This window comes from Mesorhizobium sp. WSM3862 (assembly GCF_002294985.1).
Lineage (GTDB): Bacteria > Pseudomonadota > Alphaproteobacteria > Rhizobiales > Rhizobiaceae > Mesorhizobium.
The window spans coordinates 652,599-670,374 of the sequence record NZ_NSGE01000004.1 but is presented as its reverse complement, the minus strand read 5'-3'; the positions used below and the strand labels follow the sequence as shown (position 1 = coordinate 670,374).

Here is a 17,776-nt window from a genome sequence, read left to right as displayed (position 1 = left end):
AAGCAAGATGTTGAAACGTCTAGGACTGATTGGGATGGCCGTCGCTGCCGGCCTCGCCTTTGCGGCGCCCGCCTTTGCCGACAAGATCATGGTGGGCGCCTATCCGGCCAACCCGCCATGGGAATACAAGACCGATTCGGGTGGTTTCGAGGGGTTTGAGATCGACGTCGCCAATGATGTCGCCAAGCGCATCGGCGCAGAGGTCGAGTTCCAGGATCTCGGCTTCCAGGCGCTGTTCGCAGCAACCGCTTCGGGCCGCATCGACTTCGCCGTGTCCTCAATCTCGGTCACCAAGGAGCGGCTGCAGAACCAGGGCTTCACGCAAGCCTATTACGACAGCGACGGTACCATCGTCGGCAAAGCGGATTCCGCCATCAAGTCGCTCGACGATCTGAAGGGCAAGACCATCGGGGTCATCGCCGGCTCGACAGGCGAAGCCTACATGAAGGAGAACGCCGCCAAGCTCGGCGTTGCAGAAACCAAGAGCTACAACGCCCAGCAGGACCTTCTGCTCGACGTGCAGAACGGCCGCATCGACGGCGGCGCGGGCGAGCTCGCCGGCTTCCTGTTCGCCATCAAGCAGATGCCAGCGCTTAAGATCCTGGTGCGCATCCCGACCGGCGAGCGCTTCGCCATGATGACCAAGAAGGGCCATCCGCTGCTTGAAAAGATCAATGACGCCATCAGCGAAATGAAGAAGGATGGCACCATGGCCGCGATCCACAAGAAGTGGTTCGGCGTCGATCCGGAAGCCGGCACCAGCACGGTGACGCCTGGCCCGATCCCGCAATAAGCCGGCTGATCAGAAATTTAGACGGGAGCGGCAGCAACCGCTGGCGCTCTCGCGATCATTTGGGTCTCGCCAAACACGGCGAACCTTGTCTCACGGTGAGGGCCGATGGAACTGATCGACACCTTCTTCAACTGGGGCATCCTGGTCCGGTCGTTTCCGATCCTGATCCGCGGTCTTAGCAACACCATTCTGCTCGGCTGCGCGGCGATCGTCTTCGGCACGATCGGCGGGCTGGCGATCTGCCTGGTGCGGCTCTACGCGCCAAAGCCGCTCAGGCGGCTGGCGACGCTCTACATCGACATGTTCCGCGCGCTTCCGATCCTGGTGGTGCTGATCCTGATCTACTACGCCCTGCCCTTCATCGGCATCCGCCTGTCGTCCTTCGTCTCGGCAGCACTTGCGCTGTCGCTAGTGTTGGCGGCCTTCACGGCGGAAGTCTGCCGCGCCGGCATCGAGAACATTCCGAAGGGCCAGTTCGAGGCGGCCTCGGCGCTCGGCCTGCCCTTTTGGGTCGCCATGCGCAAGGTGATCCTGCCGCAAGCGATCCGTGTCGTCATTCCGCCGCTCACCAGCAACTGCGTCTCGGTGTTCAAGGACACCGCGCTCGCCTCGGTGGTGGCGATGCCGGACCTCTTGAAGCAGGCGACCGACGCGCAGGCGCTGATGGCCAATCCGACGCCGCTGATCGGCGCGGCGATCATCTATCTCGCCTTCCTGTGGCCGCTGGTGCGGTTGGTCGGCTACCTCGAAGAGCGTGGTAAAGCCCGGTCCGCGCGCTGATCCCTTGGAATGACCTCGATTAGCTGAAGGAGACTCCCGTGAACCAGCACCACGTTTCGAAAGCGCAGGAGAGCGCCGCTTCGTTCCCAGTCGAGAAGATCCGCGCCATGTTCCCTGCGCTCCGGCAGGCCGGCGACTTCATCTTCATGGACAACGCCGCCGGTGCGCAGATCCCGCAAAGCGTGCTCGACGCGGTGACCAGCCATCTGGTGGAGCACAACGTGCAGCGCGGCGGCCGCTACGGCCGCAGCGTCACCGTCGACCAGTCCGTCGCCGAAGCGCGTGAAAGCGTGGCGGTTTTGATCAACGCCTACAGCCCGTCCGAAATCTGCTTCGGCATGAACGCCACCTCGTTCATCCGCCTGGTCAGCCTCGGCATCGGCCAGATGCTTGCGGAACGCGACGAGATCGTCGTCACCGACATGGATCATGACGCCAACATCGCGACATGGCTGGCGCTGGAGCAGGCCGGCGCCAGGTTCAAATGGTGGCGCATGCACGAGGACGGCAATCTGCATGTCGACGACCTCAAGCCGCTAATGTCGGACCGCACCCGGCTCGTCGCCTGCACGGTAACCGCGCACTCGATCGGCTCGATTGTCGATGTCGCTTCGGTCGCCAAGATCGCGCATGCGGCAGGCGCGGAAGTGTTCCTCGACTGCGTGCATTACGGGCCGCACGGGCTGATCGACGTGCAGGCCTGGGACTGCGACTATCTCGTCTGCTCAGGCTACAAGAATTTCTCGCCGCATATGGGTTTTCTCTGGGGCCGCTTCGAAACGCTGAAGCGGCTGCCGACCTTTCGCGAGGACTTCATCCCGGATGAGCCGCCCTACAAGGTCGAGGCCGGCACCTTCATCTACGAGAATGTCTCCGGCATGGACGCAGCGGTGCGCTACCTGGAGTCGATCGGCCGCAATTTCTTGGCCGAGAGCAACCGCTCGCGCCGCGACAACATCGTCGCCGGCATGAACGCCATTCGCGACTACGAGCTGACGCTGGCGCGCGAGATGATGAAGGTGCTGAAGGCCTGCGGCGCGACAATTTACGGCGTCGCCGACGAGGCGCGCATCCATGAGCGCGTGCCGACCTTCTGCTTCAACATCGGCACACTGTCGCCGCAGAGGATCGTCGAGGAGATGGCGGCCTTGCAGATCGGCATCCGCGACGGTCATATGTACGCGCCGCGGCTGATGAAGCGGCTCCACCTGTCGATGGACAGCGGCGCGATCCGCGCCTCGCTGGTGCACTACAACACGGTCGAGGAAGTGCACCGTTTCGGCGAAGCGCTGCGGGCAATCATTGCGAAGCTGTCGTGACGCCCGGACGTCTGGTTCGAGCCTACGCCGCCTTCTTCGCCAGCCTCGCCTTGATGCTTGCCACGTCGGCGCGCGGCGTCGCGGCGAAAAGCGTCTTGGTGTAGGTGTGCTTGGGGTCCGAGAAGACCTCGTCGCGCGAGCCGTATTCGACCGCCTCGCCGAAATACATCACCATCACGTCGTCGGCGATATAACGCACCACCGACAGATCGTGGCTGATGAAGACATAGGTCAGCTTGAACTCGTCCTGCAGGTCGGCGAGCAGGTTGAGCACCTGCGCCTGCACCGAAAGATCGAGCGCCGAGACCGGCTCGTCCAGCACCAGCAGGCTCGGGTTCAGCATCAGTGCGCGGGCAATGGCGATGCGCTGGCGCTGACCGCCGGAGAACATATGCGGATAGCGGTTGTAGTGCTCAGGGCCGAGACCGACCTTCTTCAGCATCTTCATCGCCAGGTCGCGGCGTTCCTCGGCCGGCTTGTCGGTATTGATCAGCAGCGGCTCGCCGAGCACGTCGCCGATCTTTTGACGCGGGTTGAGCGACCCGTAGGGATTCTGGAAGACGATCTGCACCTTGCGACGCATTTCCTTGGTCAACCCGTCCTTGGCGATGTCGACCTTGTTGCCGTCGATGAACAAATCGCCGGCGGTCGCGGGATCGATCAGCGTGATGATGCGGGCGAGCGTGGACTTGCCGCAGCCGCTTTCGCCGACGATGGCGAGCGTCTTGCCCTTATCGACGCTGAAGGAGACGCCCTTCACCGCATGCACCGTGCGCGCGGGGCGGAACAGGCCGCCGCCGACATGGTAGTCGCGTTTGATGTTCTTGCCTTCGACAACCTTGGTCATGCGCCGGCTCCGGTCATGCACTGGCTTCTGGGGGCGCCGGCTCGAACAGCATGTCGGAGACGGTCGGCAGCCGGTCGCCGACGGCGTTCTCCGGCAGCGCAGACAGCAGCGCGCGCGTATAGTTGCTCTTGGGGTTCTCGAACAGCGACAGCACGTCGGCCTCTTCCATCTTGCGGCCCTTGTATTGGACGATGACGCGATCGGCGGTCTCGGCGACCACGCCCATATTGTGGGTGATCATGATCAGCCCCATGCCGTATTTGGCCTGCAGCGACACAAGCAGATCGAGAATCTGCTTCTGGATGGTGACGTCGAGCGCGGTGGTCGGCTCGTCGGCGATCAGCAGCTTCGGATTGCAGGCAATGGCCATGGCGATCATGACGCGCTGGCATTGGCCGCCAGACATCTGGTGCGGGAAGGAGTTGAGCCGCTCGGCCGGCTCCGGAATGCCGACCTGCTTCAACAACTCGATGGCGCGCGCCCGGCGCTGTGCGCGATCCATGCCGAGATGGAAGCGCAGCACTTCCTCGATCTGAAAGCCGACGGTGAAGCAAGGGTTGAGACTGGCGATCGGCTCCTGGAAGATCATGGCAATGTCCTTGCCGATGATCTTGCGGCGCTCCGCCGGACCCATCTTGAGGAGATCGCGGCCGCCAAACGTCATGCGGTCGGCGGTGACAGTGGCCGTCCAGGGCAGCAAGCCCATAACCGCCAGCATCGACACCGACTTGCCGGAGCCGGATTCGCCGACGATGGCGAGCACCTCGCGCTCGTCGACACGGAGCGAGACGCCGTCGACGGCGCGGAACGGGCCGGAGGCGGTCTGGAACTCGACGACGAGGTTCTGGATGTCGAGCAATGCCATCACGACCTCCTGAGCTTCGGATCGAGCGCGTCGCGCAGGCCGTCGCCGATCAGGTTGATGGCGAGCACCGTGATAAGTATGGCAAGGCCGGGGAAAGTCACCACCCACCAGGCGCGCAGGATGAATTCGCGCGCCGAGGCCAGCATGGTGCCCCATTCAGGCGTCGGCGGCTGCGCGCCGAGACCAAGGAAGCCAAGCGCTGCGGCTTCGAGGATGGCGTTCGAGAAGGACAGCGTGCCCTGGACGATCAGCGGCGCCAGGCAGTTCGGCAGGATGGTCCTGAGCATCAGCCTCAGGTGCCCGGCGCCGGCGACCTTGGCAGCCACGACATATTCGCGGCTCTTTTCAGCCATCACCGCAGCGCGCACCAGGCGGGCGAAATGCGGCTGCAGAACAAGCGAGATCGCCAGCATCGCATTGAACAGGCCGGGCCCGAGAATGGTGACCAGCACCAGCGCCAGAAGCAGCGACGGGAAGGCCAGGATCAGGTCCATGACGCGCATGATCGCGACGTCGACCCAGCCGCGGAAATAGCCTGCCAGCAAGCCGAGCGTGATGCCGCCGACGAGGGCCAGCGTGACGACGACGGCGCCGATGAGCAGCGAGAAACGCGCGCCATAGAGCAGGCGCGAGAGGATGTCGCGGCCGACCGGATCGGTGCCGAGGATATATTGCGAGCTGCCGCCCGCCTGCCAGGCCGGCGGCCTGAGGAAGGCGGTCTTGTCCTGCACGTCGGGCGCATAGGGCGCGAGCAACGGCGCGAAGAGCGCCGCCAGCACCAGCAGGATGAAGACGACCAGGCCGATGACGGCGCCGCGGTTCACCGAGAAATAGTGCCAGAAGGTCTTGAAGCCGGTCAGCCGATCCGGGCTGCCGGCGGCCATCGGGGCGATTTCCGTCGACTGGCTCATCACGCCGCCCTGATGCGCGGGTTGATGACGGCGTAGAGCACGTCGACGATGAGGTTAACGGCCATGACGATAAGTGCGATCAAAAGCAGACCTGACTGCACGACGACATAGTCGCGCTTGAAGATGGAATCGACCATCCACTTGCCGATGCCCGGCCAGGCGAAGATGGTTTCGGTGAGGATGGCGCCGGCAAGCAGCGTGCCGACCTGCAGGCCGATCGTGGTGACGACCGGGATCAGGGCGTTGCGAAGTGCGTGCGCACCGATGACGCGGGCGGCGGAAAGGCCCTTGGCGCGGGCGGTGCGGACATAGTCTTCACCGAGCACCTCAAGCATGGCCGAACGGGTCTGGCGCGCGATCACCGCCAGCGGAATCGTGCCGAGCACGATCGCCGGGAGGATGAGATGGCTGAGCGCCGAGCGCAGCGCGTCCCATTTGCCGTAGAGAATGCTGTCGATGGTCATGAAACCGGTGATCGGCTTCAGGAAGAACTGCAGGCCCATGCGGCCCGACACCGGCGTCCAGCCGAGATAGCCGGAAAAGAAGATGATGAGCAGCAGGCCCCACCAGAAGATCGGCATGGAATAGCCGACCAGCGCGGTGCCCATCAATGACTGATCGAACCATGAGCCGCGTTTGACGGCCGCGAATATGCCGGCCGGAATGCCGATCGCCATGGCGAAGATCATGGCGAAGAAGGACAATTCCAGCGTCGCCGGAAAGAGCGTCTTGAACTCCTGGAGCACCGGGCGCTTGGAGGAAATCGAGACGCCGAAATCGCCGGTCGCGACCTCGCCGACATAGCGCGCATACTGCTCCCAGACCGGCAGATTGTAGCCGAACTGTTCCTTGAGCTCTTCGTAGCGGGCGGGGGTGACGCCATGCTCGCCGGCCATGGCCAGGATCGGATCGCCGGGCAGCAGCCGGACAAAGGCGAAGGCGCAGATGGTGATGCCGACGAGCGTCGGGATCAGAAGTGCGATTTTGTTGAGGAGATATCTGAGCATCGTGAAATGGAATGGGGCGGCGACAATTCGCGCCGCCCCGTTCGCAAATATTACTCGGCCTTGTCAACGCCGTCGAAGCGATGAATGCCGAGCGGGTCCATCTTGAAGCCGCTGACGTTGTTGCGGACAACGGCATAGACCTGGCTGTGAGCCAGCAGGAAGGCCGGCGCCTGCTTGGCGAAGATTTCCTGCGCCTGCTCATAGAGCTTGGTGCGCTCGCCCTGGTCGCTGGTCTTCTTGGCCTTCTGGATCAGGTCCTCGAAGTCCTTGTCGCACCAGCTGGAATAGTTCGAGACGCCGATCGCCGAGCACGCGAAGAGGGTGGCGAAGAAATTGTCCGGATCGCCATTGTCGCCGGTCCAGCCGATCTGGAAGGCGCCGGGACGCTCCTTCTTCTTGCCTTCCTCGCGATACTTGGTCCACTCGTAGTTGACGATCTCGGCCTTGACGCCGACCTTGGCCCAGTCGGCCTGGATCAGCTCAGCCGCGCGCTGGAAGTTCGGGTTGTAAGGACGAACGCGGTCGGAAGCCCAGAGCTGGATTTCCTTCAGCCCGGCGTCGGCCAGCACCTTCTTGGCCGCTTCCGGGTCATAGGAATCGAACTTCACATCCTTGTTCCACGACCACATGGTCGGCGGAATCAGGTTCTGCGCCGGCGTCGCGCCAGCGTCCTGGAACAGCGACTTGATCAGCGCTTCCCGGTCGATCGCCTGGTTGAGCGCGTGACGAACCTCCGGCTTGTCGAGCGGCGGGATCGTGGTGTTGTAGCTCATGTAGCCGATGTTGAGCCCGGCCTGGTCCATCAGGGTCACGTCCTTGTTGGCCTTGATGGTGGCGATGTCGGCCGGGTTCGGATAGGGAGCGACATCGCATTCGCCGGCCAGCACCTTCTGGATGCGGGCGGTCGCGTCAGGCGTGATGGCGAAGACCAAATCGTCGATCTTCTCCTTGCCCTTGAAGTAGTCGGGGTTCGCCGCATAGCGGATGACCGAGTCGAGCTGATAGTCGACGAACTGGAACGGCCCGGTGCCGATCGGCTTGGTCGAGAAGTCGGCCATCTTGCCTTCCTTCTCGAGCTGGTCGGCATATTCCTTCGACACGATCGAGGCGAAGTCCATGCCGAGATTGGCCAGCATCGGCGCGTTCGGCTCGGTCAGCGTCAGCTTGACGGTGAGGTCGTCGACCTTTTCCCACTTGGCGACGTATTTCGGCATGTCCATGCCGGTGTAGTAGTCCCAGGTCAGGTTCGGCAGATACTTCTCGCCGTTCCACGGATTCTGCTTGTTGAACTGACGGTCGAACGAGAAGACGACGTCATCGGCATTGAGGTCGCGGGTCGGCTTGAAATAGTCGGTGGTCTGGAACTTCACGCCAGGGTGCAGGTGGAAAGTATAGACCAGGCCGTCGTCGGAGATTTCCCATTTGTCGGCGAGGCCGGGCTCGATCTCGGTGCCGCCATGCTTGAACTCGACCAGGCGCGAATAGACCGTGCGCGACGAAGCGTCGAAGTCGTTGCCGCCCGTCGTCGTACCCGGATCGAAATTGGCCGGCGACGCTTCCGAGCAATAAACAAGCGTCTTTGCATTGGCCATCCCGCCGAGGACGCTTGCAGCCAGCAACGCGGCTGCAAAAGTCATTGTCTTTTTCATTGAGCACTCCCTGATGTTCTTCCAAGCCCCTCTATCAGGCTCGCGAAGCGCGCATATAAGCACCGTTTTTGGGGCTTTGGAACACCCCGTTTGCGTACCCCACGGTAAGCAGGAAAAGAATCCGCATTTTCCTCAAATAGCAGAAAAAATGAGCAGAATTTTTCGCTCACGCTAATGTTAACAACCGCATTTTTTTATTGATTGAGGCTCTGCCGAAATGAAACAAGGAGCTCCTGCCTGCGATCCCAGGTCCTCGTTGGGACACGCCTGCGGGAGGCGTCGAGGGACAGGATTTCGGCGGCAAATCTTTCCGCCGCTGCCGCTGGGGCAAGACTTGCACGGCCGCCGATAGAGGCAATACATAGATGCCAGGCCGGATTTCTTGGAATCCGCAATCGGCCGCAGCGGGAGGAACGCTTCCGAAATCGGAAAGAGATGCGGCGCAGAAGCAAAACCAGGACACCAGGGAGGGATTTGGTGGCAAAAGCAGCAAAGACAACGCCCCCGGCGAAGGCAAGAGCCAAGGCCGCGCCCGTCGATGCGGGCGCGCCCAAGGCTTCATCTTCCAAGACCGCTTCGCCAGCCAAAACGCCGTCACCTGCAAAGGCCGGCTCCAAGCCGAAGACCACTGCGAAACCGGCTGCCGCTGCAAAGAAGACGAACCCCACATCCGCCGCCAAGACTGCAACCGCAAAGACCGCCAGGCCTGCGGCAAAGGCAGCCTCGGGATCGGCCAGGCGGCTGCCCAAGGCGATCACGGAACTCGCGGCAGGGTTGCCGGAAAAGCCTTGGCTGAAAAACTACCCGAAGAACATGCCGGCGGAGATCGGTCCGCTGCCTTACGATTCCATTGGCGACTTCCTTGTCGGCGCCTGCAAGCAGTTCGCCAGCCGGCCGGCGTTCGTGTGCATGGGCAAGTCGATCTCCTATGCCGAGCTCGAGCGGCTTTCGGCGGCCTTCGGCGCCTATCTGCAGTCGAAGGGACTGGAGAAGGGCGCGCGCGTGGCGCTGATGATGCCGAACGTTTTGCAATACCCGGTAGCGATGATGGCCGTGCTTCGCGCCGGCTTCACGGTGGTGAACGTCAACCCGCTCTACACGCCGCGCGAGCTGGAGCATCAGCTCAAGGATTCCGGCGCGCAGGCCATCGTCATTCTGGAGAACTTCGCCAACACGCTGCAGGCGGTGATCGCCAGGACGCCGGTCAAGCATGTCGTGGTCGCGGCGATGGGCGACATGTTGGGCGGGCTGAAAGGCGCGATCGTCAATCTCGTCGTGCGGCGGGTGAAGAAGATGGTTCCCGCCTGGTCGCTGCCCGGCCACGTCAAATTCAACGCCGCGCTCAAGGCGGGCTCGGCAAGCGCCTTCAAGCCGGCGGCGGTGTCGGGCGACGATATCGCCTTCCTGCAATATACCGGCGGCACGACCGGCGTGTCGAAAGGCGCGACGCTGCTGCACCGCAACGTCTTGTCCAACGTGGCGCAGAATTCGCTCTGGGTGGAGGACGCCTATACGGTCAAGCCGAAGCCGGCGCATCTCAACTTTGTTTGCGCGCTGCCGCTCTACCACATCTTCGCGCTGACGGTGAACGCGCTGATGGGCATGCAGCAAGGCGCGCAGAACGTGCTCATTCCGAACCCGCGCGACATTCCCGGCTTCGTGAAAGAACTGCAGAAATACACGGTCCACATCTTTCCCGGCCTCAACACGCTGTTCAACGCGCTGCTCAACAATGAGGATTTCCGCAAGCTCGACTTCAAGCCGCTGATCCTCACTCTCGGCGGCGGCATGGCGGTGCAGAAAGGCGTGGCCGAGCGCTGGAAGGCGCTGACGGGCTGTCCGGTGAGCGAAGGCTACGGACTTTCCGAAACCTCGCCGGTGGCGACCGCCAACAAGTTCAGCTCCAGCGACTTTACCGGCACGATCGGCCTGCCGCTGCCATCGACCGAGATCGCCATCCGCGACGACGACGGCAACAACGTGCCGCTCGGCGAAGTCGGAGAGATCTGCATCCGGGGTCCGCAGGTTATGGCCGGCTACTGGAACCGGCCGGACGAGACCGCCAAGGTGATGACCAAGGACGGGTTCTTCAAGTCGGGCGACATGGGCTTCATGGATGAGCGCGGCTACACCAAGATCGTCGACCGCAAGAAGGACATGATCCTGGTCTCCGGTTTCAACGTCTATCCGAACGAGCTGGAAGAAGTCGTGGCGCAGCACCCGGGCGTGCTCGAAGTGGCGGCGATCGGCGTGCCGGACGAGCACTCCGGCGAGGTGCCGAAGCTGTTCGTGGTCAGGAAGGATCCAGCGCTCACCATCGAGACGCTGACTGTCTATTGCCGCGAGAACCTGACCGGCTACAAGCGGCCGAGATACATCGAATTCCGCGCCGAACTGCCGAAGACGCCGGTCGGCAAGATCCTGCGGCGCGCCTTGCGGGAGCAGATTTGAACGAAAATGTTGCCGGCCTGGCGCCAAAAGATCGCGCCGGCCTCGATCCCGCCGAATTCATCAAGGCGAACATGCGGCTTCAGTCGGTGCCGTCGCTGCCTGAAATCCGGCTCTATACGCCCAATCCCGGCAGCGGGCTGAGGCGGCTGCTGGAACCGGAGGACGGCTCGCACGAGCACGCGGCCGAGCCGCAGCCGCCCTACTGGGCCTATGCCTGGGCGGGCGGCGCAGTGCTGGCGCGCTATGTTCTCGATCGGCCGTCAACCGTTGCCGGCCGGCGCGTGCTCGACCTCGGCGCCGGTTCCGGCCTTGTCGGCATCGCCGCGGCGAAAGCCGGGGCCAGGGAAGTGACCGCGGTGGAGATCGACCGCAACGGCATCGTCGCGCTCCGCCTCAACGCGGAGGCCAACGGCGTAGCCGTCACCATAATCGGCGCGGACATCACCGCCGGTTCGCCGCCGTCGGTCGATCTCGTGCTCGCCGGCGACGTCTTCTACGGGCAAGCGGTCGCGCGGCGGATCGTCCCCTTCCTCGACCGCTGCCTTGCCGCGGGCATCGAGGTGCTGGTCGGCGACCCGGGCCGCGCCTGGCTGCCGAGGCGGCGGCTTCGCCTGCTTGGCGAGTATCAGGTGCCTGATGTCGGCGGAAACGGCGGTAGCGCGCCGAAACCGAGCGGGGTATTTGCCTTCCTTCCCAGCGAGCCCTGATCAGCCCGCCGGCACACTCATCCGCGCGGCGAGAAAATCCGGCAAGTCGGCGACCGAATCCAGGATGACGTCGGCCATCGGCGACAGCGAGTCACGCGTGCCCGTGCCGGAAAGCACGCCGATCGCCAGGCCGCAGCCGCCGGCACGCGCCATTTCGAGATCGTGGCGATTGTCGCCGACCATGGCGATCTCGCCGGGCTTCAGTCCCGTCAGATCGCAGAACGCGATGACCGTGTCGGGCGCGGGCTTCGGATTCGCGACCGCATCATAGCCGAAGGCGGCGTCGAAGAGCTGCGCGACACCGAGCGTGGCGAGCGTCTTCTCGGCGCCGCTGGTGGAATCGTTGGTGGCGACGCCCAGCCGGAAGGATCGCTTGTGCAGCGCCCGCAGCGATTCGACGATACCGGGCAGAGCGACAGCCATCGACGAGCCCTGAACCGAGGTGATCTCGTTGAAGCGGGCGACGGCCAGCATCTGGTCCTCCTCCGACAGGCGCGGGAACCAGAGCTCGACGACGTCCATGTTCGAGCCCGAGGCAAAGATCGAATCCGGCTTGAAGCGCTTGCTGACGAAATCGAAGCCGGCGGCGGCGAGCAACCTGTCGGCTTTCCAGCGATCGCCTTCGGCGGCGTCCATGGCCATGAAATCGGCAATGCCGAGCCAGGTAGCGTTGAAGTCGACAAGCGTCCCGTCCTTGTCGAACAGAATTCCCTTGATATCCGACAATCCGTTCACTCCGCGCCACGCAATTGGTGGACATGAGCCACCAATCCGGCAGTCGAGGCGTCGCGTTTTGCGGCAGTCTCCTTGCCTTCCACGACAGGCAGCAGGCCTGTCGCCAGTTCCTTGCCAAGCTCGACACCCCACTGGTCGAACGAGTTGATGTTGAACAGCGTGCCCTCGACGAAGACGCGATGCTCATAGAGCGCGATCAGGCGACCGAGCGTGCGCGGATCAAGCTTGCGGTAGAGGATGGTGAGCGACGGACGGTTGCCCGAAAAGACGCGATGCGGCGCGATGCGATCGACATCGGCGGGCTTCATGCCCTTGGCCAGCATCTGCGCGCGCGCCTCTTCCAGCGTGCGGCCCTTCATGAAGGCTTCCGACTGCGCCAGGCAATTGGCAAGCAAGAGATCGTGGTGGGTCCTCAGCTCGGGCTCGTGGCTGACGGCTGCGGCAAGAAACTCGACCGGGATGAAATCGCTGCCCTGGTGCAAAAGCTGGAAAAAGGCGTGCTGGCCGTTGGTACCGGGCTCGCCCCAGACCAGCGGGCCGGTCGGCGTCGTCACCGCGCGGCCGTCCAGTGTCACGCTCTTGCCGTTCGATTCCATATCGAGCTGCTGCAGATAGGCCGGCAGGCGCGACAGGCGCTGATCGTATGGAATGACGGCACGGGCCGGGTATTTGCAGACGACGCGGTGCCACCAGCCGATCAGCCCCAGCAAAACAGGCAGGTTCTTTTGCAGCGGGGCCGAGCGGAAATGCTCGTCCATCTCATGCGCGCCGTCGAGGAAGGCGCGGAAATTGCGCGGGCCGATGGCGATCATCACCGGCAGGCCGATGGCGCTCCAGACCGAGTAGCGGCCGCCGACCCAGTCCCAGAAACCGAAGACGCGGTCGGAGGCGATGCCGAACTTGGCCACCAGGTCGAGCGCGGTCGAGACGGCGGCGAAATGCTTGCCGATCGCTTGCTTGCCCAGCGCCTTTTCCACCCATCTGCGCGCCGTCTCGGCATTGGTCATCGTCTCGACAGTGGTGAAAGTCTTGGAGGCGATGATGAACAAAGTCGTCTCGGGAGACAGGCCTTTCAGCGTGTCGTGGATGTGGGCGCCGTCGACGTTGGAGACATAATGCGCACGCGGGCCGTCATGGTAGGGAGCGAGCGCCAACGTCACCATCGCCGGGCCAAGATCCGAGCCGCCAATGCCGATATTGACGATGTCGGTGATCTTCTTGCCGGTGGCGCCGGCCGCCTCGCCGGAGCGAATCGCATCAGCGAAGGCGCCCATCGCGTCGAGCACGGCGTTCACATCGGCCTTGGTGTCCTGGCCATCGACCACGACACTCTTGCCGGTCAGATTGCGCAGCGCCGTGTGCAGCACGGCGCGGTTTTCGGTGATGTTGATCTTCTTGCCTTCGAACATCGCGGCGCGTCGGCCTTCGAGGTCGGCGGCGCCGGCGAGCGTCTCCAGCATTGCCATCGTGTCGGCGTCGACCGCGCATTTCGACCAGTCGAGCAGAAGATCGCCATCTGTGGCGGAGAATCTCTCGAAGCGCTTGGGATCGGCGGCGAAGGCTTCGCGCATCGTGCCCTTGGCTGCCGCGCGCTGCTCACGCAGGGCGGTGACCTGCTTGTCGAAGGCTGACTGATCCAATGGTGGCTCCTGGCGGGTTTTTAGACCATTTTAACAGGCCCGATGTTTCCGGCGCGTGTCGTCGCGACATTGTATTGAGCCGGATTTCCGTTTCGTTCAAGCGCGGCAGTGACGCACTGCATCACGCTTTTATGATGCCCCGCAACATCGCTTCCCTGGCGGACGCGCCCCTTTCGTGACCAATGGATCACTGGCATAAATCCCAGCGATCAGAAAAATTGATTGGCGCAACCCCTTGTGCCACCCCTACACTCGACTGGTCCAGCCAAGTGAAAACAGCTGGCCATCCGAGGATGATCTCCCATGCCACAGCGCAATGACACGGCCATATGGTCCGGCCTGTTCCGGATTTCGGCCGAATCCGGACAAACTCTCCAGGCACAGATCCGCCAGGCGATCGTCGCAGCCATCCTCGACCGGCAGATCGCCGCTTCGATGCCGCTGCCATCCTGCCGGATTCTGGCGGAAAAACTTGGCGTTGCCCGCGGCACGGTGGTGCTTGCCTTCCAGCAGCTGGTCGACCAAGGTTTTCTTGTGGCGCGCGAGAGGCGCGGCCACTTCGTCAACCCTGAAGTGCTGGCCACCCCCGCCAAGCCGCACCAGAAGGCGCCCGACCAGCAGAATGAGATCGACTGGAAGGCGCGTCGGCAGATCGCCGCCAGCGATATGCCGCCGCCGGCCAAGCACGACAACTGGATCAAGTCCTCCTATCCGTTCGTCTACGGCCAGTTCGATCCGGCGCTGTTTCCGACCGCGGAATGGCGCGAGTGCAACCGCATGGCGCTCGCGGTGCTGGAGATCCGCAACTGGGCATCGGACATGGTCGACCGGGACGATCCGCTGCTCATCGAGCAGATCCAGGCCCGGCTTTTGCCGCGCCGCGGCATCTTCGCCAATCCGGACGAGATCATCGTGACGTTGGGCGCGCAGAACGCGCTCTATATGCTCGCCTCGCTGTTGATGACCAAGGGCTCGAAGGTGGCAATGGAAGACCCCGGCTATCCGGATGCCCGCTCGATCTTCCGGCTCGCCGGCGCCGATATCCAGCCGGTCCCTGTCGACCAGTCGGGCATCGTGACCTCGGCGATCCCAAGCGATTCCGGCTTTGTATTCGTCACCCCAAGCCACCATTGCCCGACGATGGTGCCGTTGTCCGCCGAGCGGCGGCAGGATTTGCTGGCGCGAGCCAACCGCAACAACCAGATCATCATCGAGGACGGCTATGACAGCCAGCTTCTCGACGAGGCGCCGCAGCAGGCGCTGAAGAGCCTCGATCGCTCGGGCCGCGTCATCTATGTCGGCTCGATGTCGAAGACGCTGGCTCCGGGTCTGAGGCTCGGCTACATCGTCGCTTCGGCAGGACTGATTGCCGAGCTTCGCGCGTTGCGTCGCTTCATGCTCAGGCATCCGCCGGCAAACAACCAGCGCGCCGTTGCGCTGTTTTTGTCGCTCGGCCATCACGAGGCGCTGGTGCGCAGGCTCTCCGCCGCCTTCGACGAGCGGCGCAAGCGTCTGGTCCATGCGATTTCCGCTTTCCTGCCAGAATGGCGCTCGACCGACTCGGCGGGAGGCACATCGTTGTGGCTGGAGGGCCCGCGCGGTACCGATTCACGAGGGCTCGCCGAAGCGGCCGCTTCCCGCAGCGTCATCATCGAACCCGGCGACCGGTTCTTCGACCGCAGCGAAAAGCCCTCGCGTTTCATGCGTTTGGGCATCTCCTCGATCTCGCTGCAGCACATCGAGCCCGGGATTCGGGAGCTCGCCACAGCCGCCGGCCGCAGGCCCGCTGCCGCCTGATCACCACGGACTGCCACATCAAGAGCCGGCGTTTTTGCCGGCTCTTTTGTTTTGGCGCGCCTTGAGGCTTTAGCATCCTGGCATATTCGACGGGATTGACTGGCTCATAGGCTGTGCCAATGCCGACGGCATAGTCGAGGCACAAAGGGGACGAGGCAGGCCGATGGTGGACCAACCGCCGCGCATCCTGCCCCTGAAAAAGCAAAGGTGGAGTGCTTTCCATGTCAGTGGCTCTTGAGAAGCAGGAAACGACGTCGGACCAGCGTTCGCGGCGGTCCGGCGGGCGCGAAGCGCGCCGCGCGATGCGGGCAGCACCGCTCGCAGACGATATCCGTCCGGTGCGAGCCGGCCTCGAAGGCGGCAGCTACGGGCCATTGAGCCAGAACGACAAAGAACGCATCCATGAAGCGGTGCTGACGCTTCTGGAGACGGTGGGCTTCGCCAACGCCATCCCCTCCTGCATCGAGGCGCTGACCGGGGTCGGGGCGAGCTATGGCGACGACGGCCGCATCCGCCTGCCGCGCGCGCTGGTGCTCGACACGATCAAGAAGGCGGCGCGCCACTTCACGCTCCACGGCCAGGATCCCAAGCACGACATGGTGATCCAGGGCAAACGCGTCCACTACGGCACGGCCGGCGCGGCGGTGCATCTGGTCGATGTCGAGAAGCGCGAATATCGCGAATCGCAGCTGCAGGACATCTATGACGCCGCCCGTCTCGTCGACGGGCTCGACAACATCCATTTCTTCCAGCGCACCATGGTGCCGCGCGATATTCCCGATCCGCTCGAGATGGACTTCAACACGCTCTATGCCTGCGTACTGGGGACATCCAAGCATGTCGGCACCTCGTTCACCGTGCGAGAGAACGTCAAGCCGGCGCTGGAAATGCTCTATGCGATCGCCGGCGGCGAGGAGAATTTCCGGGCGCGCCCTTTCGTGTCGAACTCGAACTGCTTCGTGGTGCCGCCGATGAAGTTCGCCGAGGACGCCTGCGGCGTGCTTGAGGCCTGCGTCGAGGGCGGCATTCCGATCCTGCTCTTGTCGGCCGGCCAGGCCGGCGCCACAGCTCCCGCCGCGATTGCCGGCGCCGTCGTGCAGGCGGTGGCCGAAGTGCTGATGGGCCTCGTCTATGTCAACGCCATCAAGCCCGGCCATCCGGCGATCTTCGGCACCTGGCCGTTCGTCTCCGATCTCCGGACCGGCGCCATGTCCGGCGGTTCGGCCGAGCAGGCCGTGTTGACCGCGGCCTGCGCGCAGATGGCGCAGTATTACGACCTGCCGGGCGGCTCGGCCGCGGGCATGACGGATTCGAAGCTGCCCGACATCCAGTCCGGCTATGAAAAAGGCATCACCGATGTGATGGCCGGTCTTGCCGGCCTCAACCTCGTCTATGAATCGGCCGGCATGCATGCCTCGCTGCTCGGCTTCTGTCTCGAAAGCCTGATCATCGACAACGACATGCTCGGCCACTGCCTGCGATGCGTGCGCGGCATCGAGGTGACGGACGAGGCGCTGTCGATCGACACGATCGCCGATGTCTGCCTCAAGGGCCCCGGTCACTATCTCGGCAACGAGCAGACTTTGAAGCTGATGCAGACCGAATATTTTTATCCCGCAGTCGGCGATCGCTTCTCGCCCAAGGAATGGAATGAGAAGGGCCGGCCCGACATTTTGCAGCGGGCGATCGCCGAGAAAAAGCGCGTGCTGGCCGAGCGCTTTCCGCGCCATGTGTCGCGGCTCGTCGACGACAAGCTGCGCGCGCGCTTCGGCGAGATGATCAAGCTGCCGCGCAACAAGATGGGCGGCTGATCTGCAGATCACTCCGCACGCAGCCCGAAGCGCTCGACGACTTCGGCGTTGATCAGCTTCGCATGCAGCGTCAACAGCACGATCTGCGCATCGAGGCTGTCGCCGGCTTCGAGCGCGGCCTCGATGCGGCGCTCGGCTTCCAAAGTGTGCTCCCTGCCATTGGCCCGCTCGAAGGTTTCCGGTCCGGCGACGCAATAGCCGCAGAGTTGCGCCACTGATTGATAAGCCTGAGGCGGCGGCTCCTCGGGCCAATGATCCTTCATCAGGTTGACGATGGTGAGCTTGACGCCCTCAGGCACCAGTGCCGGATGCAAGTCGGCCTTGCGCAAGGCGTCGTCGAGCTGGCGCAAGTCGCCCGACCGGCCGAACATGCCGAGGAAGCCGAGGGAAGAGCGCCGTTTCGCCATATAGAGCCTCCCTTCGTAGGGCCGCCGGGATCGGGCTAATCTGTAGACGCCCCGCGG

Annotated in this window: 15 protein-coding genes; 7 read left to right on the top strand and 8 right to left on the bottom strand. The window is 63.5% G+C overall.

The genetic code is table 11. The features are described from left to right. Positions 1-7 precede the first annotated feature (7 nt). From CK224_RS15535 to CK224_RS15525, 3 genes are all read left to right on the top strand, one after another. Positions 8-793, top strand: a complete 786-nt coding sequence (locus tag CK224_RS15535; protein ID WP_095782346.1) for an ABC transporter substrate-binding protein — start codon at positions 8-10, stop codon at positions 791-793. 105 nt (positions 794-898) lie between these two features. Then, positions 899-1,573, top strand: a complete 675-nt coding sequence (locus CK224_RS15530) for an amino acid ABC transporter permease (protein WP_095782345.1) — start codon at positions 899-901, stop codon at positions 1,571-1,573. A 38-nt stretch (positions 1,574-1,611) separates the two neighbouring features. Further along, positions 1,612-2,892, top strand: a complete 1,281-nt coding sequence (locus CK224_RS15525; protein WP_095782344.1) for a cysteine desulfurase-like protein — start codon at positions 1,612-1,614, stop codon at positions 2,890-2,892. 22 nt (positions 2,893-2,914) lie between these two features. Here CK224_RS15525 and CK224_RS15520 read toward each other — a convergent pair whose 3' ends face one another. The 5 genes from CK224_RS15520 to CK224_RS15500 are packed head-to-tail and all read right to left on the bottom strand — an operon-like array spanning position 2,915 to position 8,171. Beyond that, positions 2,915-3,739, bottom strand: a complete 825-nt coding sequence (locus tag CK224_RS15520; RefSeq protein ID WP_095782343.1) for a dipeptide ABC transporter ATP-binding protein — start codon at positions 3,737-3,739, stop codon at positions 2,915-2,917. Positions 3,740-3,752: 13 nt separating this feature from the next. After that, positions 3,753-4,604 carry an ABC transporter ATP-binding protein gene (locus tag CK224_RS15515; protein ID WP_082953860.1) on the bottom strand — a complete coding sequence of 284 codons (852 nt, stop codon included), beginning with the start codon at positions 4,602-4,604 and terminating at the stop codon, positions 3,753-3,755. Then, positions 4,604-5,488, bottom strand: a complete 885-nt coding sequence (locus tag CK224_RS15510; protein ID WP_067003755.1) for an ABC transporter permease subunit — start codon at positions 5,486-5,488, stop codon at positions 4,604-4,606. The genes CK224_RS15515 and CK224_RS15510 overlap by 1 nt, the downstream gene beginning before the upstream one ends. A 26-nt stretch (positions 5,489-5,514) precedes the next feature. Beyond that, positions 5,515-6,522, bottom strand: a complete 1,008-nt coding sequence (locus tag CK224_RS15505) for an ABC transporter permease subunit (RefSeq protein WP_067003640.1) — start codon at positions 6,520-6,522, stop codon at positions 5,515-5,517. A 50-nt stretch (positions 6,523-6,572) separates the two neighbouring features. Continuing rightward, complete coding sequence (locus tag CK224_RS15500; RefSeq protein WP_067003638.1) at positions 6,573-8,171, bottom strand: ABC transporter substrate-binding protein; 1,599 nt, start codon at positions 8,169-8,171, stop codon at positions 6,573-6,575. A 477-nt stretch (positions 8,172-8,648) separates the two neighbouring features. On the opposite strand from CK224_RS15500, the gene CK224_RS15495 reads away from it, so the two are divergent. Both CK224_RS15495 and CK224_RS15490 read left to right on the top strand, forming a co-directional pair. Next, positions 8,649-10,622: a long-chain fatty acid--CoA ligase gene (locus tag CK224_RS15495; protein WP_095782342.1), complete on the top strand. Its 1,974-nt coding sequence runs from the start codon at positions 8,649-8,651 to the stop codon at positions 10,620-10,622. Further along, the gene (locus tag CK224_RS15490) at positions 10,619-11,329 is read left to right on the top strand and encodes a 50S ribosomal protein L11 methyltransferase (RefSeq protein WP_245425946.1); all 711 of its coding nucleotides are present in this window, start codon (positions 10,619-10,621) and stop codon (positions 11,327-11,329) included. The genes CK224_RS15495 and CK224_RS15490 overlap by 4 nt, the downstream gene beginning before the upstream one ends. Here CK224_RS15490 and CK224_RS15485 read toward each other — a convergent pair whose 3' ends face one another. Together CK224_RS15485 and pgi are read right to left on the bottom strand one after the other, a co-directional pair. Then, positions 11,330-12,055, bottom strand: a complete 726-nt coding sequence (locus tag CK224_RS15485) for an HAD family hydrolase (protein ID WP_095782341.1) — start codon at positions 12,053-12,055, stop codon at positions 11,330-11,332. It abuts the gene before it with no gap. A gap of 5 nt (positions 12,056-12,060) precedes the next feature. After that, a complete protein-coding gene (gene pgi / locus CK224_RS15480) occupies positions 12,061-13,704 on the bottom strand; it encodes a glucose-6-phosphate isomerase (protein WP_095782340.1) in 1,644 nt (547 codons plus the stop codon). 303 nt (positions 13,705-14,007) lie between these two features. Between pgi and CK224_RS15475 the strand changes: the two genes are divergently transcribed. Together CK224_RS15475 and CK224_RS15470 are read left to right on the top strand one after the other, a co-directional pair. Next, positions 14,008-15,501: a PLP-dependent aminotransferase family protein gene (locus tag CK224_RS15475; RefSeq protein ID WP_040974759.1), complete on the top strand. Its 1,494-nt coding sequence runs from the start codon at positions 14,008-14,010 to the stop codon at positions 15,499-15,501. A gap of 221 nt (positions 15,502-15,722) precedes the next feature. Beyond that, positions 15,723-17,312, top strand: coding sequence for a trimethylamine methyltransferase family protein (locus tag CK224_RS15470; protein WP_095782339.1), 1,590 nt, complete (start codon positions 15,723-15,725; stop codon positions 17,310-17,312). A gap of 8 nt (positions 17,313-17,320) precedes the next feature. Here CK224_RS15470 and CK224_RS15465 read toward each other — a convergent pair whose 3' ends face one another. Beyond that, positions 17,321-17,719, bottom strand: coding sequence for a hypothetical protein (locus tag CK224_RS15465; protein WP_095782338.1), 399 nt, complete (start codon positions 17,717-17,719; stop codon positions 17,321-17,323). Positions 17,720-17,776: the final 57 nt, after the last annotated feature.